The sequence below is a fragment of the Ideonella sp. genome (assembly GCF_041287625.1).
Taxonomy (GTDB): Bacteria; Pseudomonadota; Gammaproteobacteria; order Burkholderiales; family Burkholderiaceae_C; genus Ideonella.
In genome coordinates this window covers 1-25,148 of sequence record NZ_JBGGNH010000068.1, presented here as the reverse complement: position 1 = coordinate 25,148, position 25,148 = coordinate 1, and the positions used below count along the sequence as shown (strand labels likewise).

The following is a 25,148-nucleotide window of genomic DNA, read 5'->3' as shown; positions in this document are numbered from 1 at the left end:
CACCCCGGCGGGCACTGCCAACTCGAAGGAGCCGGCGGCGACCGAGAGGGGCATGTCGCTCATCGCGCGCTCATACCCTCACACTGGGCGGGACACGCGATGGATGCCTAGCTCGCGGTGAGATTGAAGGCAATTTGTTCAAGGCCGCAGCAGCGTAACACTCACGCGCCGCTACCCAAACGTGACCGAAAACGCCTGCGCGCCCTCGTCCAGGAACTCGATGTCGAACAGCCGCTCGCGGCCATCGGTGGACTGGCGGACCAGTTGGTACAGCCGCTGGGCATCGATGCGGCCGTTGCCTTCGGCGTCGGTGTCGCTGCCGTGGTCCGCGCCTGGGGCCTTGCCGTCGATGCGGACCCTGAAGCGCAGGCTGCGACCGGGTTGGCCGGGGCCGAGGACCAGGTGCAGGTCTCGGGCGCGGAAGCGGTAGCTGATGTGGGCGCCGGCCTGCGGGGCTTCGATCTGTTCCTCGCCCACGCGCCAGTTGCCGGCCAGCGTCCATTGGTTCAGGTCCAGCCGCGGCGCGGGCGAGAAGCGTTGCGGGCGACCACCGGTGCGCAGTTGGCCCAGCGTGGCCACGAAGCCTTCGGCGCGGGCGGCGCCGAGGTAGGTCTCGTCGGACGCTGGCGCCCGCGGGCCGGCTGCGGCTTGCGTGCCCTCGCCTTGCGGTGCCACCAGGTCTTCTGGCACGTTGCGGCGGCCGGCTTCGCGCAGCAGTTGCTGGATCATGCGTTCGGCCCGCTCATAGCGGCCTTCGCCAAGCTGGCGATCGCGGATCCTGCCGCTCGCGTCGACGAAGTAGAACGCCGGCCAGGCCCGGTTGCCGAAGGCGCGCCACAGCGCCTGCTGGCTGTCCACCGCGACCGGGTAGGTGATGCCCAGGTCCTTCACCGCACGCTGCACATTGGGCAGCGCGCGCTCGAAGTCGAACTCGGGCGTGTGCACGCCCAGCACCACCAGGCCGGACGGACCGTACTTCTGCGCCCAGGCGCGCACATAGGGCAAGGTGCGCAGGCAGTTGATGCAGGAGTAGGTCCAGAAGTCCACCAGCACCACCTTGCCGCGCAGGGCCTGGGCGTCCAGCGGGGCTGAGTTGAGCCAGGCGGTGGCGCCGTCCAGCGCAGGCAGCAGCTGCTGCCCGCTGAGGGCCGCGCCCACCCAGCCACTGCCGGCCGTGGCCGTACCGTGGCCCATCAAGGCCAGCCAGAGGGCCAGCAGCAGCGCCAGTGCGCGGACCACCCAACCGCGGGCGCGGGACAAACGAACAGGGAGCATGGCCATCCAGCCTTTCGGATCTGCGGGTTCGGTTCGGTCAGTTGACCGAGAACGCCACGTCGATGTTGCCGCGCGTGGCCTTGGAATACGGGCAGGTGGCGTGAGCTTCGTCCACCAGCGCACGCGCCACGTCCGGCGCCAGGCCGGGCAGGCTCACCGCGAGCCGGGCCTGCAGGAAATAGCCGCCTTCGCCGGTGCCCAGGTCCACCTCGGCGGCCACGGCCACTTCGGCCGGCAGGGCCACCTTCATGCGGCGCGCGGCATGGCCCATCGCGCCGATGAAGCAGGCGGACCAGCCGGCGGCGAACAGCTGCTCGGGGTTGGTGCCCTGGCCGGCGCTGCCGGGCGGGCTGAGGCAGATGTCGAGGCGGCCATCGTCGCTGCGGGCACTGCCGTCGCGACCGCCCTGAGTGCGGGTACGGCCGGTGTAGAGAACGTCGGTGATGCGGGACATGAGGTACTCCTTTTGTCGGGTGGAAGGGTTCAGATTCAGGTTCAGAGGCGCGCCACGTCGAGCACGGCCTGCGCAAAGGCGGCGGGCGCTTCCTGCGGCAGGTTGTGGCCGATGCCGCCTTCGATCAGCCGGAACTGGTACTTGCCGGTGAACTTGCGGCGGAAGGCAGCGTCGCCATCGAAATGCGGCGCGCCATTGGCGTCCCCTTCGAGCACGATGCTGGGCACGGTGATGGCGGGGCCGGCGGCCAGGCGCTGCTCCAGCGCGTCGTAGCGGGCCTCGCCTTCGGCCAGGCCCAGGCGCCAGCGGTAGTTGTGGATCACGATGGCCACATGGTCCGGGTTGGCCAGCGAGGCGGCGCTGCGCGCGAAGGTCGCTTCGTCGAACTGCCACTTCGGCGAGGCCGTCTGCCAGATCAGCCGGGCGAAGGCATCGCGGTTCTTCTCGTAGCCCAGGCGGCCACGCTCGGTGGCGAAGTAGTACTGGTACCACCAGGCCAGCTCGGCGGCCGGCGGCAGCGGCGCCTTGTTGGCCTCGCGGCTGCCGATCAAGTAGCCACTCACCGAGACCAATGCCTCGCAGCGCTCGGGCCACAACGCGGCAATGATGCCGGCCGTGCGCGCGCCCCAGTCGAAGCCGGCGAACAGCGCACGCGGCATCTTCAACGCATCCAGCAGGGCCATGATGTCCTGCGCCACCGCGGCCTGCTGGCCGTTGCGGAAACTCTCAGTCGACAGGAAGCGCGTGCTGCCATGGCCGCGCAGGTGCGGCACGATGACCCGGTAGCCGGCCGAGGCCAGCCGCGGCGCCACCTCGACGAAGCTGTGGATGTCATACGGCCAGCCGTGCAGCAGCACGACCACCGGGCCGTTCGCCGGCCCCAGCTCGGCATAACCCACGTCCAGCAGGCCGGCCTCGACCTGGCGGATGGGGCCGAACGACGCGGCGGCCGAGGCGGCAACGCCAGCGACCTGCGCCCGTGCGGCGCCGGTCCAGGCCAGCCCGGCGGTGGCGGCCAGGCCGAGGGCGGTGCTGCCGAGGAAGTGGCGGCGGGTGGGCTGCGGCGCGGAAGTCATGCGGTTCTCCTGTGAGGTGGCTGAAGCTGAGGCGGATGGGGTGAGCACGGGGCGAATGGTCCGCGCGCCACCTCATTCGAACAAGAGCAACTAAAGTCACACTTCGTTGCTCAACAGGCAACAAGCAATCAAGGAGCCACGGGATGCGAGAGATCAACCAGCAGCGCCTGCGCTATTTCCGCGAGGTGGTGGCGCAAGGCACGATCCGCGGCGCGGCCGACAGCCTGAACACCGCGCCTTCGGTCATCACCCGGCAGATCCGGCTGCTGGAAGACGAGCTGGGCGCGCAGTTGTTCGAGCGCGAAGCGCGCGGCGTGAAGCCCACCGAGGCGGCGGCCCACCTGCTGGAGTTCTGGCGCGGCTACCGCTCGCACCAGGAGCGGCTGGAAGACCGGCTGCAGGCCATCAAGGGGCTGCAGCTTGGCCACGTGCGGGTGGTCATCAGCGAAGGCTATGTGGACCTGCTGGTGGCCGAGGTGCTGTCGGACTTTTGCACCCGCTACCCGAAGCTGGAGGTCGAGATCGAGATGCTGTCGATGGACGCGCTGCAGGCCGAGGTGGCCGAGGGCCGGGCCCACATCGGCCTGGCCTACAACCCGCCACCGCACGAGCACATCACCGCCCGCGCCAGTTCAGCCCAGCCGGTGATGCTGGTGATGCACCCACGGCACGCGCTCGCGCAGCGCGGTGGCCCGGCCGGCCTGCAGGACCTGCTGGCACATCCGCTGGCGCTGATGCCGGCCAGCTTCGGCGTGGGCAAACTCATCGAGATGCTGGCCTTCACCGAGGGCATCGCCATCCGCCCCACGCTGACCACCAACTCACTGACCGCGCTCAAGCGCATGGCCGCCAGCGGCAACTTCCTGACGCTGATCGGCGAGTTCGCCGCGCAGCGCGAGATCGAGTCCGGCGAGCTGGTCGCCCTGCCCGTGGACCACCCGCTGTTCCGCAACGCGCAGGCCAGGCTGCTGGTGCGCGCCGGCCGGCCGCTGGTGGCCGCGGCGAATGAACTGCTGGACTGGCTGCTGGCTCGGATGACGATGTTCCAGGCGCAGCGTACGGGCTGAGCGTCAGCTGCACAAAGCTCCGGGGCCTGCATCTTCGAAACCTGGCCATCAGTCAGTCAGACTTCACAGGAACCGAGGCGCCACGTGCCGATGAGGCATGGCGTGGCGGAAGTTCTGTTGGCGATGCGGCTCGTGCGCCCAGCCGAGCCGGTTTCTTCGATCAGTTTTTCATCACGCGGTAGACCACGCCGCTGCCCGAGCCGCCGGCATACGTGGTGCCGTAGAACCAGTGCACGTCCGTGGCCTTGTCGCGCAGCAGGGCGGCCCGCGAATAGCTGCCGGTGACGCCGTCGAACGAGTGCAGCGTCTTCAGCTTGCCGTCCGGCGAGAGCTTGAACACCGTGCCGTTGTACTGGTAGCCACCCCAGTTGGTGGTGCCCAGCAGATTGCCCTGCCCGTCGAGCATCAGCCCCGCCTCCGGTTCCGAGCCATCGGCGCCGCCGGTGAAGTCATACAGCACGCTGAACGTGCCACTCGGCGTCAGCTTGAACACCGCACCGTTGCCGGTCGCGCCGCCCGCACCGGTGGCGCCGTAGAGGTTGCCCTCGGCGTCCAGTGTCAGCGGGACATGCGAGAAGAAGCCCGACGCATGGTCGAAGGTCTTGAGCACGCTGAAGACGCCCTTGGCGTCGATCTTGTACACCGTGCCCGAGCTGCCGCTGGCGGTGTTCGACGTGGTGCCGTAGAGGTTGCCAGCCGCATCCATCACCAGGCTGGCGGCGGGATATTTGCCGTCAACGCCGTTGAAGCTGTGCAGGATGGTGAGCTTGCCGTCCAGCGTGACCTTGTAGACCGTGCCGAGGTGGTTGGCGCCGCCGTTGACCGTCGTGCCCAGCAACGCGCCATCCAAGCCCCAGATGAGATCGCTGGCGGGCGTGTACCCGTCGACGTCGCTGGCCCCGAAATCGTAGATCGAGGTCAGCACGCCTTTTGGCGTCACCTTGTACACATTGCCTGCGCCGTTGCGGCCGCCGATCTCGGTCACGCCGTAGAAATTGCCGTCCGAGCCCTTCAGCAGGCCGGACATCGCGAGGTTGCCATCCATCCCGTTGAAGGCGTGGATCACCGTCTGGGTGCCGTCCGGCGCCAGCTTGTAGATGGTGCCCGCACCATTGGGGCCGCCGGCAGAAGTCGTGCCGTAGAGGTTGCCCTTCTTGTCGGCCACCAGGTTGCCGGCGGGCCAGGCCCCGTCATTGCCGCCGGTGAAGGTGTAGAGCAGCTCGAATTTCGGGCCGTTCTCGCCGGCATGGACGGTGGGCAGCACCAATGCGCCGGCCGTGAAGGCCACGCTGGCGACCAGCGCTCCGAAGGTCTTCCGATGGCCACCAGGGCTTGCCGAGGACAACACAACTTCTCGATCGAACATGGGACTTTCCAATGCGGGTTAAGTGATACCCCAATGTAGTCAGCGCGCCCTGCTTGCGAAACCCTTCGCATGGCCAACCGATGACAAGCCACGCCTGCACTTGATAGTTGCTGATAATTGGTTCAAGTGGCCACGCGCTGCAGCCAGAACTCGATGCGCGTGCCCTGCGGCCCGGCGTGGACCGCGATGCGGGCTTCGTGCACCTTGGCCACCTCCGCGACGATCGCCAGGCCGAGGCGGCCACCCGAAAAGACCGAGCGCTCGCCGCCGGTGCGAAGCAGCACCTGCTGTGCGGCGGCGGACATGCCGGGGCCGTCATCCGTCACCACCATCGCGGCCTCGTGTTCGGTGAAGACCATCGAGACGTCCACCCGGCCGCGGTCCTGCGAAAACTTCAGGGCGTTGTCGACGAGGTTGCAGAACGCACGCATCAGGGTCTCGCGGTGCCCCACGATGGCGACGCCGAAGACCAGGTCCTGCTCCAGCAGCCGGCCCTCGTCGATCGCGCGGCGCTCGAAGGTCTCGCAGGCGGCGTCCACGAGGGAAGCGAGGTCCAGCGGCACGCGATCGGCTGTCGGAAGCTGGCTGAGGCGGGCGACGGCCAGAAAGCGGTCCGTCATCGCCAGGGCCCTCTCGGCGAGGCGTTCCGCAAGTTGCGCTTCGTCCCTCGGCGTCACGTTCTGCAGCGCCGGACCCAGTGCAAACAACGGGGCGCGAAGGTCATGGGCCAGAAAGGCCAGCGTCTCCTCGCGTTCGGTGTGCATGCGCGCCTGCTCGGCATTGCGCTGCATCAGTTCGTCCTGCGCGGCCTGCAGTTCGGACAGGGCGTGTTGCAGCGAGCGTGCGCGCTCGACCTCGATGTCGGCAACCCGCCGTTGATGATCGCGTTCAGCCCGGGCCGATTCCGCCTCGTGACGCAACTGTGCTGCCATGGCGCGATTGCGCACCTCGCGGCTGTGCGTCGCCTCCCGGGCCGCTGCCGCGTCCAGCGAACGCGCATAGGCCGCCGCATGGTCACCCGCCTTGGCATGCTGCTCGGCCAACTGCGCGAACAGGCTGTCGGGCACCTGGAAACCAGGGATCGCGACGGCGACGGCCAGCGCACGCCCGAGGTAGTGCAGCGGCGCCGTCGCGGCCTCCAGCGGCGCCGGCGGGTTCAAGGCATGGCGGTCATGCAGGCTCGCCAGCAGTTCGAGCGCTTCGATCTGCCCGTGCTGCCATTGCATCTTCTGCGCGCTCTCGAGCGCTTCGAACGCACCGCGCTCCGCTTCCAACGCGCGCCCCATCAGCATCAGCGCACGCGCACGACAGTAGCGAACGAAGAACAGGTAGTTTTCGCGATAGTGACCTTGCGAGAAGCGCGCCAGGTCGTCGCTGGCCTGCAGCGCGGCCGCCGCGTCGCCGCGCGCCAGCGCGAGACGGCCCTGGAAGGCGAGCACCTCCAGATGCAGGCGGGCGCCGGACTGTCGCGTCAGGACGGCCAGCGATTCGTCCAGCATGGCCTGCGCCGGGGCGTCCTGGCCCAGGTCATTCAGGACCTGGGCCGTCTGCAGCAGCGCCGTGCCAACCAGGACCGGCCACCCCGCGGCGCGTGCGATGTCCAGCGACGCCTGGGCCCACTCCAGGGCAGTGCCGTGGTCATTGAACATGGCGAACGCCAGGCTCAGGTTCGCTGCAGTCGTGATCTGCTTGCGCACCATGCCACAAATGCGCGCCGCCTCCAGCTGGTCGCGCAGCCAGGTGATGGCAAGGCCGTATTCGGCCCGTTGAAAAGCCATCAACACGCGCTGGTCGTTGGCGTAGGCCACCCGTGCCGGGATCTCGCCCGCCAGCTGCGCGTCGGTGGCCGCGGCCCAATCGCTCGCCGAATGCCCTCTTTGCGCGACCGTGACGTTGTAGCCGATCGCAGCATCGATGAGCGCCAGGCGCTGCGGGTCGTGGGCGGCCAGCGCCGCAGCTCGTGCCCGGCTCAGCGCGGCGTCGCGCTCATCGTGGCGGCCCAGGTCCGTCTCCAGCGAAGCGAGCAGGCTGTGCGCGTCCGCGGCGCCAACTGCGTCACCGGCGTTCGCGAACAGGTCGAGGGCTGCATCGGCGTGCGTGCGCGCCAGGTCGAAATCGGCGGCGAGCAGGGCCTGCTCGCCAACCACCAGTTGCAGCCGGCCGAGCAGCGATGCAGCTTCTGCGGCTGGCGCGGCGGTCAGCAAAGGAGACGCCTCGTCTGCCAAGCGCCGCGCCTGCACAGGATCGCGCTGGCGCAGGTGCCATGCCAGCGTGACCAGCAAACGGGTCCGCGCCTCGCCGGTCAAGTCATCGAGGTGCGCCTGCCAAGCGGCCACGAGGTCGTCGACCACCACCAGCGGGGTGACTTCGGGGGCCGCAGGTGTCGGTGACGATGGCACATCGACCAGGGAGGGCGTCGGGTTCACGAGGGCATGCGTCGGGGCCATGACCGGAAGGAGGGCTTCAGGCGCTCAGCCAGCAGGCGACTCGAGGCGGTAACCGGAACCGTAGACGGCCACGAGCCGAATCCCGCGCCGTGCGAGTCCCAGCTTCTTGCGAACCGCATGCACATGTTGGGCCAGGGTGTGGGTGGCGACTTCACTCGCCTTGCCCCAAACAGCGGCGAGCAGTTCAGCGCGCGGGATGAAGCGGTCCGGATTGTTCATCAGCAGCCAGATCAGGTCGAATTCGCGTGGCGTCAGGGCGAAGCGCTCTTCGGGCGCATCGACATCCACCACGCTCTGACCTGCATAGTCGAGGTGGAACGACCCAAAGGTCAAGCGTCCCCGGTAGATGACAGGCACTTGCGAGACACGCCGCGCCAGTGCCTGGAGCCGCGCGCGAAGGACGGGACGGGCCACCGGCTTGGTGAGAAAGTCATCGGCACCGGCTTCGAGCGCCGCAACGACAAGATCCTCGCTGTCGACCGAAGTCAGCATCACGATGGGAATGCGCAAACCATGGTGTTCCCGCACCTTGCGCAGCACCTCGAAGCCGTTGAGGTCCGGCAGGCCCCAGTCCAGCACGATCATCTGCGGCGTGGCCGCGGCCAGTCCTTTGAAGAAGGCGCCGGCCGTCGAGAAATGCGAAATCTCGATGTCGGTGGCTGCCAGGCAGTCGATCACATGGGCCGCATGCCGCGGATCGTCTTCAAGCAGAAAGCCGCGCACTTACCCCTCGCAATGGCATGGCACGCGATCGTTGCCGTGAGGGAAATGGGCGGAAGCCGGCGGGCGCATGGCGATATCGAAGTTGGTCAGGACGCTGGCATCGATTTGACGCCAGACCGTGCATGCTCCTCACGCGGAATGTTCAAAAAACATCAAAAGCGCTCGGCGGCCTTGGCTCAGCGCCTCACGTCACCGTCGCGCAGCATGACCGGTTCGACCGAGCCGCCGGCCACGCGTTTTTGCACCGCGGCATGCAGCTCGGCGGCATGCGCCAGGTAGGTGGCCAGCGGGTCGTCGTCCAGGCTGGCGGACTGGTAGCGGTAGTGCAACACCTCCTTGCCGATGCTGGCACCGACCTCGGTGTCCTGCACCTGCACCCAGAAGCGCACCGTGCCGGAAGGAAGGTGGAAAAAAGCCTCTGTGCTCATCGCGTCTCCGTTGCCTGGTGGTTCGGGATGCTCGCTGGCCGCCCCGCTAGGCAGCATCGCCTGCGGCCTGGCAACCGTCGGTGCGCTGGGACACATACGCTGGCTGTACGGCGACCGGGCACGGCCCATGCCATCATCGAGCCAGATGGGAGAAATGCCGATGACCGAACCTTTGTTGCTCAGCACCACACGCATCACCACCTATGACGGCGACCGGGTGCTGACCGGTGCGACCGGATTTTTCTTCGAGCGCGGGGATCAGCTGTTCCTGGTGACCAGCCGGCATGTGTTCATCGACGCGGCCAGCAAGCATCACCCAAACCGCATCGAGATCGAGCTGCACACCGACGAGGTGGACCTGCGGGCCATGCAGGTGCTGTCGCTGTTCACCTACCACGAGGGCTTGAGCCTGTGGCGCCAGGCCAGCGACGGCGGCGGCGAGATCGACGTGGCGGTGCTGCCGCTGCCGCGCGCGTCCTTGCCCGCCGGCACGGTGCTGCGCTGCTTCACGCCAGCCCATGTGCAGCACACCCAGCCGGACGTGGAGGTCGGCCAGCCGCTGCTGGTGGTGGGCTTCCCGCTGGGCTTCCACGACACGCTGCACCACCTGCCGGTGGTGCGCCAGGCCAGCGTGGCCTCGGCCTTTGGCGTGCGCTTCCAGGGCCAGGGCTTTTTCCTGACCGATGCCCGCACCCACCGAGGCGCCAGCGGCGCGCCTGTGGTGATGCGCGACGCGGCGCTGGGCGCCACGCTTCCCTGGCGCCTGCTGGGCGTTCACGCCTCGCGCATGGACATGGGCACGCGCGATCTGGTGCTGGACGAATCGCTGGGCCTGAACTGCGCCTGGTATGCCGACATCCTGCTGACGCTGACGGCGCCCGCGCTTGCCGCGCCGCCTGCTGCAGGCACCGCGGACACCAACCCAAAGGCTTGAGGCCCGCCACGCTGCGGGCCACGCCTCACTGACCCTCGCGGTCGTGATGGTCCACCAGCACGAAGCTGAAGCCGGTCTTTTCCTGGCGCACATGGCCCAGGCCCGGGAACGGCAGGTGCGGCGCTGCGACCAGCGCACGTTCGTCGGCCAGCTTCTGGAACTGGGCCTGCCGCTGCCGGGCGGCGGCCGGCTGGTCCACGTCGTAGGTGATGGTGATGGCCGGCTGCGGGAACTGCACGGCCTGCACGTGCACCACGTCGCCGATGAAGGTCATGGCCTCGCCGTGGCTCTCGACGCGGTAGAACGCATGGCCGGGCGTGTGGCCTGGCGTGGGGATGGCGGTGATGCCGGGCAGCAGCGTGCTCACGCCGCTGAACGGTTGCAGCTGGCCCGAGGCCTTGTAAGGCGTGAGCGCCGCGGTGGCCTGCGCGAAATAGGCCTTGTCGTAGCCGCCCACGCCTTGCTGGTTGGCCGGCGCGAGGAAGAAGTCCACGTCCGGCTGGCCCACGTGCAGCACGGCCTTCGGGAACACCGCCTTGCCCTCGTGCACCAGGCCGCCGCTGTGGTCGGTGTGCACATGGGTCAGCAGGATGTCGGTGATGTCGGCCGGGGACTCGCCCACAGCGCGCAGCCGGCTCAGCAGCTTGCCGCCGTAGCCGGGGCCGAAGAAGTCGCCGGCGCCCACGTCCACCAGCACCAGGCGCGAGCCGGTGTCGATCAGGAAGGCATTGATCGAAGCCTCGACCGGGCTGGCGAGGAAGGACCGGGCCAGCAAGCCGTCCACCTCGCCCTGGCTGGCGCCCTTGAGCAGCGCATGCAGGTCCTGCGGCACCGAGCCGTCTGACAGCGCGGTGATCTCGAAGTCGCCGAGCTTGTGGCGGTAGACGCCAGCTTGCACGTGTTGCGTGACGGCGGCGCTGGCCGGCTCGGCAGCGGTCGAAAAGGGTGTGAAGGCGGCGGCCACGAGCGTGCTCAGCACGAAGGCAGCGGAACGGATGGCAGAAGTCTTGTTCATGGAAAACTGGCGGAAAGAAGTGGCAACGGCCGTCAGGTTACCCATCACCATTCACAATGGTGAGTGGCAAATTCCAATACGAGGCATCGGAAAAATGGATATCAAACGGTCCGAGCTCCCGCTGCTGATTTCGCTGGACGCGCTGCTGGCGGAGCTGAACGTGACGCGCGCCGCCAGGCGGCTGAGCATCAGCCAGTCGGCGTTGTCGGGCCAGCTGGCGCGGCTGCGCGAAGTGTTTGGCGACCCGCTGCTGGTGCCCTCCGAAACCGGCCGCGGCATGGTGCCGACCGAACGTGCGCTGGAGCTGAAGCCGCGGCTGGGGGAGGCGCTGGCGATGCTGCGCGATGCGGTGGCCAGCGAGCCGGCCTTCGACCCGACGCGCTCGCGCCGCACCTTTGTCGTGGCGGCCAACGACAGCGTGTTCACCATCATCGGGCTGACGGTGATGGCCGCGGTGATCCAGCAGCAGAACCCGGCGCTGCGCCTGGCGGTGATTCCGGCCGATGGCGGCGACACGCTGGTGGCGCGCATGGCGCGCGGCGAGGTGGACCTGTTCCTTGGCGACTCGGGCAAGGTGCCCGACACGCTGAAGGCCCGCTTCCTGATGAGCGATGGTTTCCAGATGGCGCAGCGCAAGCAGCACCCGCGCGGGCTGCAGCCCGCCACGCTGGACGAATACTGCCGGCTGCCGCACGTCATCGTCTCGCAGAAGGCGGACTTCCACAGCCCCACCGACGACGTGCTGGCGACGCTCTCGCGCCATCGCCAAGTCGCCGTCACCGTGCCCAGCTACAACCAGGTGGCGCTGGTGCTGGCGCAGACCGACTGCGTGGCCACGCTGCCCAGCCAGCTGCTGCAGCGCTACGCGGCCATCGTCGACGTGCTGGACCTGCCCTTCGAGATGCCGCGCTTCAACCTGGCCATGGCCTGGCACCCGCGGGCCCAGCAGGACCCGGGTTTGAGCTGGCTGCGCAAGCGCTTCGTGGAAGCAGTGCCCAGCACTTGAGGCTCAAGCGCCGGGCTTGCAATCCAGCTGCAGCATGCGCTGCGCCGGGTCGCCGGCCTGCGTGGCGCGCACCGGCTTTTCCGCGGCATTGCGCCAGGGCTGCTGCGGCCACCACGGCGTGTGGCCGGGGCCATCCGCCAGCGTGGGCTGCACGCTTTCGCCGGGGCGCGGCGTGAGCAGCTGCGTGCCGTTGCAGCGTGCCGCCGCCAGCACACGTTCGACCGGCTCGGTCCAGCCGTGGTTGGCCAGCGCGAACAGGCCCCAATGCACCGGCATCATCACCTTGCCGCCCACCCACTGGTTGGCCAGCACAGCCTGCTCCGGGCCCAGATGCCAGTCGGGCCAGTCGGCGTCGTACTGGCCGGATTCGATCAGCGTCAGGTCGAACGGGCCCAGGCGCTGGCCGATCTCGCGCAGCGTGTCGTGCAACCCCGTGTCACCCGAGTACCAGGCCTTGTGCTGCGGGCCGGTGAAGGCATAGCCGGCCCACAGCGTGTGGTTGCTGCGCGGGTTCAAGCGACCCGAGGCATGGCGGGCCGGCGTGGCGGTGACCTGCAGCTCGCCCAACGTGGTGGCCTGCCACCAGTCCAGCTCGGTGATGCGCCCGGCCGGCACACCCCACAGGCGCAGCCGCTCGCCAATGCCCAGCGGCACGATGAAGCGCGGCGGCTCTGGGCGCGCGTTCAACGCCTGGATGGTCGGCGCATCCAGGTGGTCGTAGTGGTCGTGCGAGACCAGCACCGCGTCGATGCGCGGCAGCTTGTCCAGCGCGATGGGCGGTGTGAACCAGCGCTGCGGCCCGGCCCAGCTGACGGGCGACGGGCGCTGGCTCCAGATCGGGTCCAGCAAGACCTTTTGACCGTCGATCTCCAGCAGCGTGGACGAATGGCCGAACCAGGTCACGCGCAGGCCGCTGGCCGGCGGCTGGGCCAGCGCTTCGCCTTCACTCGCCAGCACCGGCACGGGCGACTCGGGCGCACGGGCCGGGGTCTCGTTGAACAGCACGCCGGTCAGCGCCTGCAGCGTGTTGTTCCACATCGGCTGCGGGTTGTGGAACTCGCCGTCGTGCCACTGCGGCGACTCGGCCTTGCGCGCGTCCGCCTGCGCCGCTTCGTCATGTGGCGTGCCCCAATGGTCCAGCATGGCGCAGCCACTCAGGCCCGCCACGGTGCCAACGACGGTGCCCGCCACGGCGAGCAACAGCCAGCGCCAGAGCCGGCGCTTCACTGCGCTGCGTTCAACCACGGCTTGCACCTCCCGAAGTGGCCGGCCGCAAGAGCGACAGCGCCTGCAAATCTGGTGACTCCAGCACCGGCTTCGGAGCACCACGGGACGCCAGCACCAGCATCGCGCGGCCCAGGCGGCGGGTGTCCAGGACCTGGCCGGGCAAGGCCCGCAGCGCCAGTCCCAGCAGCGGCCGCGCCAGGCGGTAGAACCCGTCGTAGAAACCGGTCTTGGAGCGGATGCCATCCAGCGGCACGATGACGCCAGGCCGCAGCAGGTAGACGCTGCGGAAGCCGACGCGCTGCAGTGCGTTTTCGGTGCGGCCCTTCACGCGCGCCCACATCGAGCGGCCCTGCTCGGTCGTGTCTGTTCCAGCGCCCGAGACGTACAGGAAGGTCATCGCCGGGTTCAGTACCTGCAGCGCACGGGCGGCCGCCAGCGGCAGGTCATGGTTGAAGCGCGCGTAGGCGGCTTCGTCCAGCCCGGCCGCCGACACGCCCAGGCAGAAGCAGCAGGCGTCCACCTCGCGCAGCTCGGCCGCCAGCGGCTCGGTCAGCACCGCTTCGCCACCTGGCGCGCCCACGCCGAACAGCGCAAACAGGTCCGGGTGCAGGTGCTCGCGCAGCTTGGCAGCTTGGGAAGTGCGGGCCCAGGTCGCGGTGCCGGCCGGCGAGCGGCCCAGCGTGTGGACCTGGCTCACGTCGTCGGCCAGCAAGGCCTCGCGCAGCACCGCCTGGCCCACCATGCCGGTGGCACCGATGATCAGCAATCGCATCGTTTCACTTTCCCAAGCCGGCGGGCATCACGACGCCGCGCCAGAAGACCTCGAAAGCCGCGGCCGCGTGGTCCGGATCGCCCGGCGCCGCGGTGGCGACAAAGCCCATCGTCGCCTCGGCCATGCCGCCCAGCAGCGCGCAGACGAAGTCGAACGGCAGCGGGCGCACGATGCCCTGCGCAATGGCCTGCGCCGCGGCTTCGCCCAGCCTGGCAAAAGGCGCCAGGCCGGCGGCGCGGCTCTCGGCCGTGACCTGGTCCGAGTGCTTCAGCTGGGCCATCACCTTGAAGCGCGCCGGGTTGGCCGCGCCCCAGGCCACATAGGTCCTGAAAACATGGCCGAAGCCGGCTTTGACCGCCCCGGCGCCGTCACCGGCCGGATAGCCGGCCAGCATGCGCTCGGCCAGCTCGCCCTTGAGCTGCCGGTACAGCGCGTTGACCAGCTCGTCCTTGCTGGCGAAGTAGGTGAACAGCGTGCCCTCGGCCACGCCGGCCGCCTTGGAAATGGCGGAAGTGGGCGTGTGCCACACGCCGCGCGCCGCGAACTCGTCGATCGCGGCCTGCAGGATGGCGTTGCGCTTGTCTTCGCTGCGGGGTCTGGCCATGCCGGGAAACAATGCTTGCTTAGTTGAGTGATTACTCAATCATAAACAAGATTCCTGACCCGGGTCAACCCCGCTCAGGCCAGCGCGCGCCACAGCGCCAGCAGGCACAGCCCGCCGTAGAACAGCAGCAGGCTCTGCATGCCCAAACCCGTGAGCTTGACGCGCTGCCGCCGCTCGCGCAGGAAGCGCCACGCGGCCCGGCCCGCCGGCAGCAGCGGCAGCAAGGTGAGCGACGCCAGCGCCGGGGCCATGCCTTGCTGCAGCCACAGCGCGAACAGCGTGAAGCTGGCGCCCAGCGCGCAGGCCAGCACCAGCGCCATTGCGCCACCGCCGCCCAGCACCTGCGAATACAGGCGTTCGCCCGGCCGCGCCAGCGCCGGCCAGGCGGTCTTGCGCAGCAGCTCGTAGACCAGGAAGGCCAGCGCAAACGCGGCGATCACCAACACGCCGCGGGCCGAGGGCGCAGCACCTGTCTTGGCCAGGAAGGCGGCATAGGCATGGACACTCAGCGCGACGTTCACCGGATAGGTCAGCAGCAGGTTCAGCAGCATGCCGTCGCGCAGCGCCGCCGAGCGGCGCTCCAGCGCAACCAGCGCCAGGCCCCAGCCCAGGTCGGCCAGCACGATGAACAGCGGCCACGGCGCCAGCAGGCTGTTGATCGCCAGCACCAGCAGCGCCGCGACCCAGAGGTAGCGATACAGGTCGCGCAGCGTGACCAGGCCGCGCACCAGCGGGCGATCCGGGTTGTGCACGCGGTCGTAGGCCAGGTCCTTCCATTCGTCGGCCACGCGCAGGAAGAACAGCACCAGGAAGAAGGTGGCGATGCAGGCCAGGCTGCGCGCGTCGGGCCGCCACGGCAGGCCTGCCAGCCCGCTCAAGGTGCCTTCCAGCGCCAGGTACCAGGCGGCGGCGTAGGCCAGGTGAAGCCCGGGCGCATAGACCTCGCGCAGGAAGCCGAGCAGCGGCCAGCGCGGGCCTGCGGCGCGGGTGGTCGTCGTCACGCGGCCTCGGCCATGGCGGGTGCGTCACCGGCCACCGGCAGTTCGATGATCTCGACCCGGCCGCTGGCACCGTCCATCTCGATCAGCGCGCCATCGGGAATGCGCGTGGTCGCGCCCGGCAGCGCGACGATGGTCGGGATGCCGAACTTGCGGCCGGTGATCGCCGTGTGCGAGAGCATGCTGCCGCGCTCCACCACCATGCCCTTGGCAGACAGCATCAGGAACAGCCAGCCAGGGTCGGTCTCGCGCGCGACCAGGATGGCGCCCTCGCCCAGCGCGCCCACGCTGTTCGGGTCGATCACCACCCGCGCCCGGCCGCGGACCTTGCCGGTGCTGGAGCCCAGCCCGCGCAGCTCGCCTTCGGTGGGCGTTTCCTGGCTGGGCGCCAGCAGCACGTTGTCGTGCAGCGGACCCAGCGTGGTCAGGTCCATCGCGGTCTCGGCCTTCTCGTTCTGGCTGAATTCCCGCCGCCGCAGGTCGGCCAGCGCCTGCAGGTCCTGGGTCACGCCGCTGCCGTCCAGCCAGCCGAACAAGTCGTCCTGAGACAGGTGGTAGACATCGTCTGCGCTGCGCAGCACGCCTTGTGCCACCAGCCGCCGGCCCATGGCCCGGAACACGTTCTTGCTGAAGCCGAACAGCTCGCTGCGGCAATAGCGGCTGTTCTCGCGATGGCGGATCAGCCCGCGCACCTTGGGCAGCAGGTAGGCCAGCACCAGGCGCTTGACCGGCGCATCGGCCAACAGTTCCTTGAGCCGCAGCTCGGCCGCCTGGCGCAGCGCCTGCTCGCGCTCGCGCAAGCCCTGCACCGTGACCTCGCCGCCCACATAGCCCTGCACCATCTGCATCAGCAACTGCGGCGTGTGGCGCATGTTGGGCTGCTCGATCTTCAGCTCCTGCAGGCCTCGGTCACCGTAGCGGTGGCAATGGCGCTTCGCAGCGGCGCAGAACTCGGCGTCCAGCGCGTCGGCGGCCACCGCGTCCCACAGCGCCTGCGGCTGCATGTGGGCAAAGGCCTGGCGCAGCGCCGGCACCGCGCGCACCCGCTCGGCCAGCCGCACGGCGCTGCGCACGATCTCGACGCTCATCAGGTCCTCGTCGCCGCACAGCAGGTCGCTCATCAGCGCCTCGTCTTCGGCCAGGCCCCATTGCTTGAACAGGTTTTCTGTCAACCCATACAGGACGGGCAGGTAGGTGTCGTTCAGCAGCGTGACGCCCCATTCATTGCCGACCTCGCGCCACACCCGGTGGAACTCGTGTTCCAGCACCAGCAGGTCCTGTTCGTCGAAGTCCCGGCCACGCAGCGGCGCGATCAGGCCTTCCCACCAGGCGTGGAAATGGCGCATCGCGCGCTCATGCGTGAAGTAGCGGTACAGCACCACGGCGCCGGCAGACGCAGTCGCCAGGGCCTTGCCGGTGGCGCGCAGCGCGCGGCCGAAGATGCCGGCGGGCGCCGCCTCGTAGGAGGCGCGGAAACCCATCATCTTTTCCCAGTGCGCGCGGAAGACCGGGAACAGCGGGCTGCGCGAATGCAGGTGGTAGAAGTGGGTCAGGCAGTAATACACGCGGCCGCCCACGAAGCCGATCATGCGGTCCAGCGCCTCGTGTTCATCGTGCAGTCCGCGCTCGCTCATGCCCAGCCGGCGGTAGCAGTCGTGGAAGATCACGCGGTAGAAGTAGCGCGAGAACGAGTAGGTCAGCGCGGTGGTCACGCCGGGGAAGCTCTCGGTCACGTTGGCATTGGTCCACACGCGCATGCGGCGGTAGTCCAGCGCGATCGGGCGCGACTGCAGCACATGCACCTGGCCTTGCGCATCGATCGTGCCCTCGATGTCCTGCGGTGCGCCAAACACCGCCTCGATGCGGCGGCCCAGCTGCACCAGCGCGCGGATCTCGTCGTCCGACAGCACAGGCGCCTGCTGCAGCGCCAGCGGCACGGCCAGCATGGCCAGCCCGCTGCCCAGCACCGGGTCCAGCCCCAGCATCTCGGTCTTCTCAACCACCTCGGCGCGGATCTCGCCGCTGCTGCCATGCACGAAGTAGTGATCGGTCGCCACCTTGTCCTGCACCACGCCCTCGCCAATGCCGTGGCCGGCGGCGATCACCGTCTCGCGGGCGGCGGTGCGCGGGTTGACGGTGAACAGCACGAAGGATCGCTGGCCCAGCACCATCTGCTGCACCGCCACGCCGACGCTGAAGCCCAGCAGGTCCATGCCCTGGGCCTGGCGGTAGACCAGCGACTCGGCGCTGAAGCCGCTGGCCCAACACAGCCGCAGCTTGGTCAGCACTTCGCTGCGCCGCACGTAGAGGAAGGTCTCGCTCATGCCGGCGAACGGGTTATCCGCCGAGTCCTCGCTTTCATCAAGCCGGTGGCCGATGGTCGAGGCGCGCACCGCCACCAGCGCGTCGGCCGGGAAATGACGGTCGAAGCTGGCCAGCACCGCGGCCTCCTGCTCGGCGCTCAGAGACAGCGCGACAAAGCGCTCGCGAATCGCCGCGGCCGCTTGCCGCACGGCCTGGCCGTCGCTGAAGTCCAGCTTGGCGAGCAGGTGGCTCACCTCCTCGCGCAGCGGCCAGAACAGCTCGTCGAAGAAGGCTGCGGTCAGCGCGAAAAACGGCGGCACGGCCAGGCCTTTTTCGCGCATCACGCGCTGGCGGGCCAGCTTGCCGCCCACCGCCTGGTGGTCGCGCAACTGGGCCTCGGTGGCAATGCGGGCGCCAATGCGGCGTGGCAACGGCGGCCGCCCGGACGGGACCGGCATGATCTGACGGGATGCGCTCATGGCGAAGACCTCAAGACTGTGAAAGAAGCCGGGCGGCCTGCGCCACCACGGCACGCGGGTCCTTGCCCAGCAGGTCGGTGCCGACCTCGGCCTGCAGCCGGTCGGTGGCCGAGAAATGCGACAGGCCCACCAGCTCCAGCTGGGTCGCCAGGCGGCGCAGCCCGGCCAGCGGCAGGCGCGACATCAGGTGCGTCACCCCCACCGAGACCGGCACCCGGCGGCGCACCGGCGGCAGCGCAAAGGCTTCGCCCAGCGCGCTGCGCACTTCGTCGAAGCTGATCGGCCGCGAATAGCCGATGTGCAGCGGGCCGCGCACCTGGCTGCCTGCCTGCAGCCGGCGGCACAGGCGCAGCATGATCTCGGCATGGTCGTCCACGTCGATCACCGACCAGCGCTGCGCGCCGCTGCCCAGCGCCAGGCCGCGCCTGGCCAGCCGCAGCAGGCCGGGCAGCGTGGCCGCGTCGCCGCGGCCCAGCACGAAGCGCGGGCGCAGCAGGTAGGCGCCAATGCCGCGCGCCTGCGCCGCGGCCAGCACCAGTTGCTCGGCCGCCAGCCGCGAGCGGGCCAGCGCGGTCTGCGGCGCCACCGGCGCGCGCTCGTCCACGCCCTCTTGCGCGGCCTGGCCCAGCACCGACAGCGAGCTGCCATAGACGATGCCCTGGCACGAGGCCGGCAGCGCGGCCAGCAGCCGGCGCGTGCCTTCCACGTTCACCGCCTCGAAGCTGGCCGCGTCGCCCACGTTGTGGTTGGCCAGGTGCACCAGCACATGCGGCCCCGCGGGAAAGAGCTGTTCGGCAGCGCCGTCCGACAGCGCCGGCAAGGCGCCGATGACTGGCGTGACGCAGGCACTCGCCACGCGGCTGCCCTCGCCCCGCACCAGCGCCCGCGCGCTGACGCTGCCGGGCGGCTCGGCGGCCAGCCGGCGCAGCAGCGCGCCGCCGGTGAAGCCGGTGGCACCGGTGATGGCCAGCGCCAGCGGGGCCATGCGCTCGCCGCTCACCACACCAGCGGCAGCAGCCGTGGCCGGCCCTGGCTGAATTCGCGGTAGCCGGCCAGCGTGCTCATCAAGGCTTTTTCCTCGACCAGGATGCGCAGCACCACCGCCGGCACGAACAGCAGCGCCAGCAGCGCGGCGGCGGGCCAGCTGAAGAAGAACAGCACCAGCCCGAGGTGGGCGAAGATCATCCCGGTGTAGGCCGGGTGGCGCACGAAGCGATAGGGCCCGGTGTCGACGATCTGGTGGTCGCCGCGCAGCCGCACCCGGTGCGAATAGAAGCGGCCCAGCTCGCGGATCGCGTTCAGCCGCCACAGCACCGCGGCGACAAACAGCACAAAGCCACCGGCCGCCTGGGCGCTGATGGCTTGCTGGGCCGGCGCGAGGGCCAGCGCCGCCAGCACCGTGACGGCCCGGCCGAAGGCATACAGCTCCAGCGTGCCGCGGTCCAGCCCGGTCTGGCCCTTGCCGATTTCACCGACCGCGACGCGCGCCTCGACCGCCAGCCACAGCAGGTAGGCGCCGACAAAGGCAAAGGCCAGCAGCCGCGCCGGATCGGCCCAGGCCGACAGCCGCCACAGCGTGAGCACCAGGATGGCAGTGACAAACGAGATCGACAGGATGAGCGGCAAGCGCTCTTGCAGATGTTTCATGGGAGCTCCGGTTCGGTGGGGTTCGGTTCAATACAGCCCGGGCAACAGCAGGGCGGGCACGCGTCGCGCGTAGGCGGCGTATTCGGGCAGCAAGGCCATCAGGCAGCGGTCTTCGACCAGTGTTCGCATCAGCACCGCTGGCGCCCACAACAGCGCCAGCGCGGCCAGGGACCAGGGGTTGAAGAAGACCAGCGCCACGCCGGCATGGGCCAGCAAGGTGCCAAGGTAGGCCGGGTGGCGCAAGCGCGCATACAGCCCGCGCTCGACCAGCGGCAGCGCCGGCACGCGGATGCGGTGGCTGTAGGCCGCACCCAGTTGGCGGATGGCCGTGGTGCGCAGCGCGATGCCCAGCGCCATCAGCGCCAGCCCAGGCAGCGCGGCCGCGGCCATCACGTGGCTGGGCGGCAGCAGCGCGGCCAGCAGCAGCGTGATCTTGGCGGCGGCGGCCATCTCCATCGTGCCGCGGTCGTGATCGGCCGTGCGCTTGCCGACCTCGGCCACCGACACGCGCGACTCCCAGCCCAGCCAGCCGGCATACAGCGCCACCGCTGCCGCGCACATCGCCGCCTGCGGCGTGGGCCCGAGCTGGTAGAGCCGGTAACCGCACAGCCCGCCGATCAGCACGAAGCCGCCAACCGTCAGCAGCAGCGGCATGGCTGCGCGCAAGGCCTTGCCACGGGCGGCAGCGGCCGCAGTCGTCACGGAAACCTGGGTCATGCCCCCTCCTGGAAGTCTTGCGCGCCGGTGGCCACCAGGCCGCGCTGGAACAGCCGCACCGAGCGCGGCACCTTGTGGGGCGACAGGTAGCCGCGCGCAAACGCGACCAGGTCCTCGCCCTGGATCGCCGCGCCGGCGCGCAGCACCACCGAGGCGTCGACGCGTTCGCCCCGCAGCGGGTCGTTGCGCACCGAGGCGCGGGCGTCGGCCACCAGCGGGTGGCGGCGCAGCACCGCCTCGATCTCCGGCAGGTCCACCATCTGCGCCGCGCTCTTGGTGAAGGGCATGGCCCGGCCGTCGAAATGCAGGTGGCCCTGGGCGTCCAGGTGGCCAAGGTCGCCGGTGTGCATGCGGCCCCCCTTGAGGAAGCGCGCGGTTTCGCGCGGCCGGCCCAGGTAGCCCTGCATCAGGCTGGGCCCGCTGACGACGATCTCTCCAACCCGGCCGGCCGGCAGCGGCTGGCCCTGCGCATCCAGCACCGCCACCTGCACGCCGCCGTGCAGCGGCTGACCGAGCGAATGCGGCTGTTCGGTGCCACGGAAATTGGCGCAGACCAGCAAGGCCTCGGTCAGCCCGTAGCCCTGGCAGGGCCGCACGCCCACGGTTTCTTCCACCTCGGCCATGGCCTCGGGGCTCATGTGGCTGCCGCCGGTCACCAGCAGCAGCTCGGGGTGCAACGCGCCGGCCTTGTGCCGGCCCGGCGAGCGCGCCTGGGCCACCAGCAGGCGGTAGATGGTGGGCACCAGCGAGGCACATTCGACCTGCCGCCGGCTCAGCAGCGCCAGCACATGGCGCCGCCCCGAGCCGCTGACCACGATCACATGCGCGCCCAGCGACAGCGGCGACAACACGCTGGCCAGCAGCGCATAGATCGGGTGCAGCGGCAGCAGCGCCAGGTGCACCGAGCCGGCCCGCACACCGGCACTGGCCAGCAGGCCTTCGATGCAGGCGCCGTAGCTGGCATAGCGGTGCAGCACGCCCAGCGGGTAGCCCAGGCCCTTGTAGGTGAAGTGGCAGCTGACCAGCGGATTGCCCGGCGGTGGCTGCAGCGCGGGGCGCCGGCCTTGCGGCTGAGCCAGCCACTGCGCCAGCACCGCCACGCGCACGCCGTCGATCGCCTGCACCACCGGCGCCTGGCCCTGCAGCAGCAGCGCAAAGCCCACGCTGGGGCCCAGCACGCGGGCCAGCATGCCGGCTTCGGCGACGATCACGCCCTTGGGCCTGGCATCGGCCAGCACAGGGGCGAGTTCGAAGGGCGTCAGGTCTTCGGCCACCGGCACGAACAAGGCCGACAGCGAAGCCAGCGCATAGAACGCCGCCACCAGCTCCGGGCAGGCCGGCAGGGCCACCAGCACCGCGTCGCCCTCGCCCACGCCCAGCGCCTGCAAGGCCGCGCGCACGTCCTCGATCAGCCCCTGCAGGCCGCGGTAGCTCAGCACCTGGCCGCTGGCTTCCATCTCGATGGCCGGCGCGTCCGGCCGGATCTCGACCTGCGCCAGCAGGCGTTCGATCGGACCCGCGGGTCCTGCAATGCCGGCCGTCATCCTGCGCTCCGTTCCAGCGCCGCGGCCCCGGCCTGCGGCGCCGGCTCGCGGCCGCGCTGCTGCTCGTAGGTGTCGGCGTCCACCACCTGGGCCTTGATCAGCACCTCGCCCAGCACCCGCTCGCCCTCCAGCAGCACGGTGCGCACGTCGGCCAGCGTCATCGTGTCGACCTTGCGCAGCGGCTGCGGCTGCAGGCGGTAGGCCAGGCTGGCGGCGCGTGGGGCCGGCTCGGCCAGGCGCAGCTCCAGCGCCAGCAGGTTCATCGGCAGGCCCAGCGGAATGCCCATCACGCCGTGGGCGCCCAGCATCACCGCCTGGCGCGCGGTCTCCAGCAGGTACAGCGGGCCATGGAAGCCCGGCGCACCGTGCGCGAAGCGGTGGCCGGCCGGTGGCGGCACCAGCGCCGTGTCATGGCCGCGGGCGCCTTCGGCCAGCGGCCCGACCAGCACGTTGGCCGCATGCCGCTTGTGCAGCAGCTGCGGCTGGTCCACCGGGCGGACCGGCGCCGCGGTGCCCACCGGCAACAGCGGCGGCGTGCCCAGCTCGATCTCGAAGCTGCCCACAGCCTGGCCGTGCTGCAGCACCTGGCCGCCAAAACACAGCGCGCCGGGCCGCGGCAACAGCTCGATGTGCACCGCATGCTGCTTCTCGCAGAAGCGGCGGAACTTCAGCGCCAGCCGGCGCACCCAGTGGCCGGGCGCACGGTGCAGGGCCAGCTGCACGATGCCTTCGACCATCAGGATGCCGGGCACATGGTCCAGCGCATGGTCGAAGAAATACGGGTCTTCTTCGTCCACCCGCAGCTCGGCGGACAGGCCTTGCGCGGTGCTGGCGATGGCCTGCAGCACACCAAAGTCGGGCATGGCCACGGCCGGCGGCAACACAGGCATCGACATCGACAGCGGGCCCGGCAGCAGGTCCAGCGCGCGGCGCTGGGCAGCGAAAAACGCCTGCAAGGCCTGGCCGGCCTGCTGCGCCCAGCGCGCAGCCGAAGCGCTGGGCTCGGTCACAGGCGAGGCAGGCAGCGAGGCCGCCAGGATGGGCCGGGACGGCACGATGGGCGGCAGCGGCAATATTTCCTCGGCCATGCGGCCATGCGGCGCGAAGCGAATCTCCAGCGGCAGCTGCGGCTGGCGCGGGGCAGCGCTGAACGCCGCCTCCTTGTCCAGCACCCAGGCCTGCACCGGCTGGCCTTGCCGGCAGACCTCGATCGCCACGCGGCGCTCCGGCGCCAGCAGCGCCTGGGCCAGCAGCTCGACACCGGCCGCCTCGCCCAGCTCGGCCTGGTGCAGCTCACAGCGCAGGCGCAGCGCAATGCTGGCCAGGTCCAGCCCCGCCTGCGCGCAGGCCGCCGGCAGCGCCAGCCCCGGCGCCAGCGGGCGCAGCAGCGCCAGCAGCGGCTCACCCGCTGCGCGGGCCTGGGCCTCGGTCTTCAGCAGGAACAGGCCCACACCGTCCTGCGCGCCGGCCTGCTGCGCCTCCAGCGGGCTCTTGACCTGCCGCGCCGCGCCCAGCACCAGGGCCTGGCAACTGCCGGCCAGCCAGCGCGGCGCCAGCCGCAGCGAGGTCCAGAAACTGCCGGGCTCGCCGGCCAGGGTTTCGTGAAAGCCGCGCAGGTCCAGGTGATAGGCCGGGTAGCCCGAGCACATGGTCGGCAGCGCCGAGGCAATCGCTTCGATGCTGGTTTCCGGCGCGTCGGCAGCGGCCCGGTCGGCAAACAGCGCGGCGTACTTGCGCGACAGGCGCAGGCTCATCTCGCCGCCGAGGTTGCTGGTCAGCACGATGCCGGTGGCCGCCGAGCCGCTGCTGCCGGGATGGCGGGCCAGCAGCTCGCGGGTCAGGTGGGTGGCCAGCAGTTGCAGCGGGTCCAGCCGGCGCAGGAAGTTCGGGCCCATGCGCAGGCCTTGGGCGTCCACCCGCAGCGTGGCGGGGAAGCGGCCGGCGGGCCACTCGCCGCCCCGTGCGGCCATGGCCAAAGAAGCGGCACCGTTGACACCGGCGAAGGCGGCCTCGAAGTCGACGATGGCCAGGGCCTCGGCCGGTTCGGCGGGCGCGGCCGTGATGGGCCCCGGGTCCATCGCTGGCGCCTCCTCCAGCACCACGTGTGCATTCGCACCGCCAAAGCCAAAGCCCGAGATGCCGACCCGCATCGGCCGGCCCAGCTCGCCCAGCACCTGGGGTGCGGTGGCCAGCGTCAGCAGCGTGTCGGCCAGGCCGGCATGCGGCGTGACCGGCAGGTGCGGCGGCAGCGTGCGCGTGGCCAGCATCTTCAGGCCCTTGATGACCGAGGCGATGCCGGCGGCGGCCAGCGTGTGGCCGATCAGGCCCTTGACCGAACCGATGGGCAAGGGCCGGTCGCGGCCGGCGCCGAAAAAGGCCTGCAGCGTGTGGATTTCAGTTTCGTCGCCCACCGTGGTCGCCGTGCCGTGGGCCTCGACGTAGTCCACCGCATGCCGGTCCAGGCCCTCGAAGGCGCGCTCGTAGGCCAGCCGTTGGCCGTCGGCACCTGGCGCGAATACCGAGCGCTCGGCGCCATCGGCCGCCAGCCCCACCGCGCGCACCAGGCCCACGACCTGACGGCCGGCGGCGCGCGCCAGGTGCAGCGGCTCCAGCACCAGTGCCGCAGCGCATTCGCCGGGCACGATGCCTGACGCATCGGCCGCAAACGGCGCAATGCGCGAGGCCGGCGACAAGGCCATCAGCTTGGAAAACCCGATGAACAGGAATGGCGGCATCAGCACGTTCAGGCCCAGCACGACGACGGCCCGCGCCTGGCCGCTTTCGAGCAGCCCGGCGGCAAGGTCCAGGGCATAGAGCGAGGAAGCGCAGGCGGTGTCCACCGCCAGGCGCGGGCCGCCCAGCTCGGGTGCCAGCGCGGCCAGCTGGGCCTCGGGCGCGTGCGCCGGGCCGGCGGGCGCGGCCAGGCCCAGATGCTGCGCAGCGTCGTGGCCAAAGTAGCTGGGCGCGCTCCACGAGGTGGCCGCCACCAGGGCCACGCCGTCCAGCAGCAGCGGCTGGCCGGCGCGCGGGGCGTCGGCCAGCGCGGCGCGCACCGCGTGGCGGCC

At 70.3% G+C, this 25,148-nt stretch carries 21 protein-coding genes; 3 read left to right on the top strand and 18 right to left on the bottom strand.

Features of this window, described 5'->3' with window-relative positions; genetic code table 11:
- Positions 1-171 precede the first annotated feature (171 nt).
- The 3 genes from ACAH41_RS25040 to ACAH41_RS25030 are packed head-to-tail and all read right to left on the bottom strand — an operon-like array spanning position 172 to position 2,805.
- Positions 172-1,275, bottom strand: a complete 1,104-nt coding sequence (locus ACAH41_RS25040) for a thioredoxin family protein (protein WP_325650961.1) — start codon at positions 1,273-1,275, stop codon at positions 172-174.
- Between the two features lie 37 nt (positions 1,276-1,312).
- Complete coding sequence (locus tag ACAH41_RS25035) at positions 1,313-1,729, bottom strand: organic hydroperoxide resistance protein (RefSeq protein ID WP_325650963.1); 417 nt, start codon at positions 1,727-1,729, stop codon at positions 1,313-1,315.
- 41 nt (positions 1,730-1,770) lie between these two features.
- Positions 1,771-2,805 (bottom strand): alpha/beta hydrolase, encoded by a 1,035-nt coding sequence (locus ACAH41_RS25030; protein WP_325650965.1) that lies wholly within the window; start codon positions 2,803-2,805, stop codon positions 1,771-1,773.
- A gap of 143 nt (positions 2,806-2,948) precedes the next feature.
- Here ACAH41_RS25030 and ACAH41_RS25025 point away from each other — a divergent pair, with 143 nt between their 5' ends.
- Positions 2,949-3,872, top strand: coding sequence for a LysR family transcriptional regulator (locus tag ACAH41_RS25025; protein ID WP_325650966.1), 924 nt, complete (start codon positions 2,949-2,951; stop codon positions 3,870-3,872).
- A 160-nt stretch (positions 3,873-4,032) separates the two neighbouring features.
- On the opposite strand, the gene ACAH41_RS25020 is transcribed toward ACAH41_RS25025, so the two are convergent.
- The 4 genes from ACAH41_RS25020 to ACAH41_RS25005 form a co-directional block, all read right to left on the bottom strand.
- Positions 4,033-5,238 carry a choice-of-anchor tandem repeat GloVer-containing protein gene (locus tag ACAH41_RS25020; protein ID WP_325650968.1) on the bottom strand — a complete coding sequence of 402 codons (1,206 nt, stop codon included), beginning with the start codon at positions 5,236-5,238 and terminating at the stop codon, positions 4,033-4,035.
- 122 nt (positions 5,239-5,360) lie between these two features.
- Positions 5,361-7,664, bottom strand: a complete 2,304-nt coding sequence (locus ACAH41_RS25015) for a HAMP domain-containing sensor histidine kinase (RefSeq protein ID WP_325650970.1) — start codon at positions 7,662-7,664, stop codon at positions 5,361-5,363.
- Between the two features lie 45 nt (positions 7,665-7,709).
- Positions 7,710-8,408, bottom strand: coding sequence for a response regulator transcription factor (locus ACAH41_RS25010; RefSeq protein ID WP_325650971.1), 699 nt, complete (start codon positions 8,406-8,408; stop codon positions 7,710-7,712).
- Between the two features lie 176 nt (positions 8,409-8,584).
- Positions 8,585-8,836 (bottom strand): DUF1488 family protein, encoded by a 252-nt coding sequence (locus ACAH41_RS25005; RefSeq protein WP_141287835.1) that lies wholly within the window; start codon positions 8,834-8,836, stop codon positions 8,585-8,587.
- 160 nt (positions 8,837-8,996) lie between these two features.
- Between ACAH41_RS25005 and ACAH41_RS25000 the strand changes: the two genes are divergently transcribed.
- Entirely contained in the window at positions 8,997-9,770 is a 774-nt protein-coding gene (locus ACAH41_RS25000) for a serine protease (RefSeq protein WP_325650974.1), read from the top strand.
- 25 nt (positions 9,771-9,795) lie between these two features.
- On the opposite strand, the gene ACAH41_RS24995 is transcribed toward ACAH41_RS25000, so the two are convergent.
- Positions 9,796-10,785: an MBL fold metallo-hydrolase gene (locus ACAH41_RS24995; RefSeq protein WP_325650975.1), complete on the bottom strand. Its 990-nt coding sequence runs from the start codon at positions 10,783-10,785 to the stop codon at positions 9,796-9,798.
- Between the two features lie 94 nt (positions 10,786-10,879).
- Between ACAH41_RS24995 and ACAH41_RS24990 the strand changes: the two genes are divergently transcribed.
- Positions 10,880-11,791, top strand: coding sequence for a LysR family transcriptional regulator (locus ACAH41_RS24990; protein WP_325650977.1), 912 nt, complete (start codon positions 10,880-10,882; stop codon positions 11,789-11,791).
- 3 nt (positions 11,792-11,794) lie between these two features.
- On the opposite strand, the gene ACAH41_RS24985 is transcribed toward ACAH41_RS24990, so the two are convergent.
- From ACAH41_RS24985 to ACAH41_RS24940, 10 genes are all read right to left on the bottom strand, one after another.
- Entirely contained in the window at positions 11,795-13,036 is a 1,242-nt protein-coding gene (locus ACAH41_RS24985; RefSeq protein WP_325650979.1) for an MBL fold metallo-hydrolase, read from the bottom strand.
- On the bottom strand, positions 13,029-13,790 hold the full coding sequence (locus tag ACAH41_RS24980) for an epimerase (RefSeq protein ID WP_325650981.1): 762 nt from the start codon (positions 13,788-13,790) through the stop codon (positions 13,029-13,031). The genes ACAH41_RS24985 and ACAH41_RS24980 overlap by 8 nt, the downstream gene beginning before the upstream one ends.
- A gap of 4 nt (positions 13,791-13,794) precedes the next feature.
- The gene (locus ACAH41_RS24975) at positions 13,795-14,394 is read right to left on the bottom strand and encodes a TetR/AcrR family transcriptional regulator (protein ID WP_325650983.1); all 600 of its coding nucleotides are present in this window, start codon (positions 14,392-14,394) and stop codon (positions 13,795-13,797) included.
- Positions 14,395-14,468: 74 nt separating this feature from the next.
- Complete coding sequence (locus ACAH41_RS24970) at positions 14,469-15,395, bottom strand: hypothetical protein (protein ID WP_325650985.1); 927 nt, start codon at positions 15,393-15,395, stop codon at positions 14,469-14,471.
- Complete coding sequence (locus ACAH41_RS24965; RefSeq protein ID WP_325650987.1) at positions 15,392-18,175, bottom strand: PEP/pyruvate-binding domain-containing protein; 2,784 nt, start codon at positions 18,173-18,175, stop codon at positions 15,392-15,394. The genes ACAH41_RS24970 and ACAH41_RS24965 overlap by 4 nt, the downstream gene beginning before the upstream one ends.
- A 10-nt stretch (positions 18,176-18,185) precedes the next feature.
- Positions 18,186-19,175 (bottom strand): NAD-dependent epimerase/dehydratase family protein, encoded by a 990-nt coding sequence (locus ACAH41_RS24960; protein ID WP_325650988.1) that lies wholly within the window; start codon positions 19,173-19,175, stop codon positions 18,186-18,188.
- Complete coding sequence (locus ACAH41_RS24955; protein WP_325650989.1) at positions 19,172-19,822, bottom strand: isoprenylcysteine carboxylmethyltransferase family protein; 651 nt, start codon at positions 19,820-19,822, stop codon at positions 19,172-19,174. Before ACAH41_RS24955 ends, ACAH41_RS24960 begins: the two co-directional genes overlap by 4 nt.
- Positions 19,823-19,849: 27 nt before the next feature.
- Positions 19,850-20,539, bottom strand: a complete 690-nt coding sequence (locus ACAH41_RS24950; protein WP_325650990.1) for an isoprenylcysteine carboxylmethyltransferase family protein — start codon at positions 20,537-20,539, stop codon at positions 19,850-19,852.
- A complete protein-coding gene (locus ACAH41_RS24945; RefSeq protein WP_325650992.1) occupies positions 20,536-22,083 on the bottom strand; it encodes a class I adenylate-forming enzyme family protein in 1,548 nt (515 codons plus the stop codon). The genes ACAH41_RS24950 and ACAH41_RS24945 overlap by 4 nt, the downstream gene beginning before the upstream one ends.
- Positions 22,080-25,148, bottom strand: a 3,069-nt coding sequence (locus ACAH41_RS24940; RefSeq protein WP_370538587.1) for a beta-ketoacyl synthase N-terminal-like domain-containing protein, incomplete at its 5' end; no start/stop codon positions are given. The genes ACAH41_RS24940 and ACAH41_RS24945, both read right to left, overlap by 4 nt.

Bases quoted from the DNA above. Each gene is read 5' to 3' on its own strand.
- ACAH41_RS25000 (WP_325650974.1), top strand. From the start codon at position 8,997: ATGACCGAACCTTTGTTGCTCAGCACCACACGCATCACCACCTATGAC.
- ACAH41_RS24990 (WP_325650977.1), top strand. From the start codon at position 10,880: ATGGATATCAAACGGTCCGAGCTCCCGCTGCTGATTTCGCTGGACGCG.
- ACAH41_RS25040 (WP_325650961.1), bottom strand. From the start codon at position 1,275: ATGCTCCCTGTTCGTTTGTCCCGCGCCCGCGGTTGGGTGGTCCGCGCA.
- ACAH41_RS24980 (WP_325650981.1), bottom strand. From the start codon at position 13,790: ATGCGATTGCTGATCATCGGTGCCACCGGCATGGTGGGCCAGGCGGTG.
- ACAH41_RS25005 (WP_141287835.1), bottom strand. From the start codon at position 8,836: ATGAGCACAGAGGCTTTTTTCCACCTTCCTTCCGGCACGGTGCGCTTC.
- ACAH41_RS25025 (WP_325650966.1), top strand. From the start codon at position 2,949: ATGCGAGAGATCAACCAGCAGCGCCTGCGCTATTTCCGCGAGGTGGTG.
- ACAH41_RS24965 (WP_325650987.1), bottom strand. From the start codon at position 18,175: ATGAGCGCATCCCGTCAGATCATGCCGGTCCCGTCCGGGCGGCCGCCG.
- ACAH41_RS25035 (WP_325650963.1), bottom strand. From the start codon at position 1,729: ATGTCCCGCATCACCGACGTTCTCTACACCGGCCGTACCCGCACTCAG.
- ACAH41_RS25020 (WP_325650968.1), bottom strand. From the start codon at position 5,238: ATGTTCGATCGAGAAGTTGTGTTGTCCTCGGCAAGCCCTGGTGGCCAT.
- ACAH41_RS24950 (WP_325650990.1), bottom strand. From the start codon at position 20,539: ATGACCCAGGTTTCCGTGACGACTGCGGCCGCTGCCGCCCGTGGCAAG.
- ACAH41_RS24995 (WP_325650975.1), bottom strand. From the start codon at position 10,785: ATGAACAAGACTTCTGCCATCCGTTCCGCTGCCTTCGTGCTGAGCACG.
- ACAH41_RS25030 (WP_325650965.1), bottom strand. From the start codon at position 2,805: ATGACTTCCGCGCCGCAGCCCACCCGCCGCCACTTCCTCGGCAGCACC.
- ACAH41_RS24945 (WP_325650992.1), bottom strand. From the start codon at position 22,083: ATGACGGCCGGCATTGCAGGACCCGCGGGTCCGATCGAACGCCTGCTG.
- ACAH41_RS24975 (WP_325650983.1), bottom strand. From the start codon at position 14,394: ATGGCCAGACCCCGCAGCGAAGACAAGCGCAACGCCATCCTGCAGGCC.
- ACAH41_RS24955 (WP_325650989.1), bottom strand. From the start codon at position 19,822: ATGAAACATCTGCAAGAGCGCTTGCCGCTCATCCTGTCGATCTCGTTT.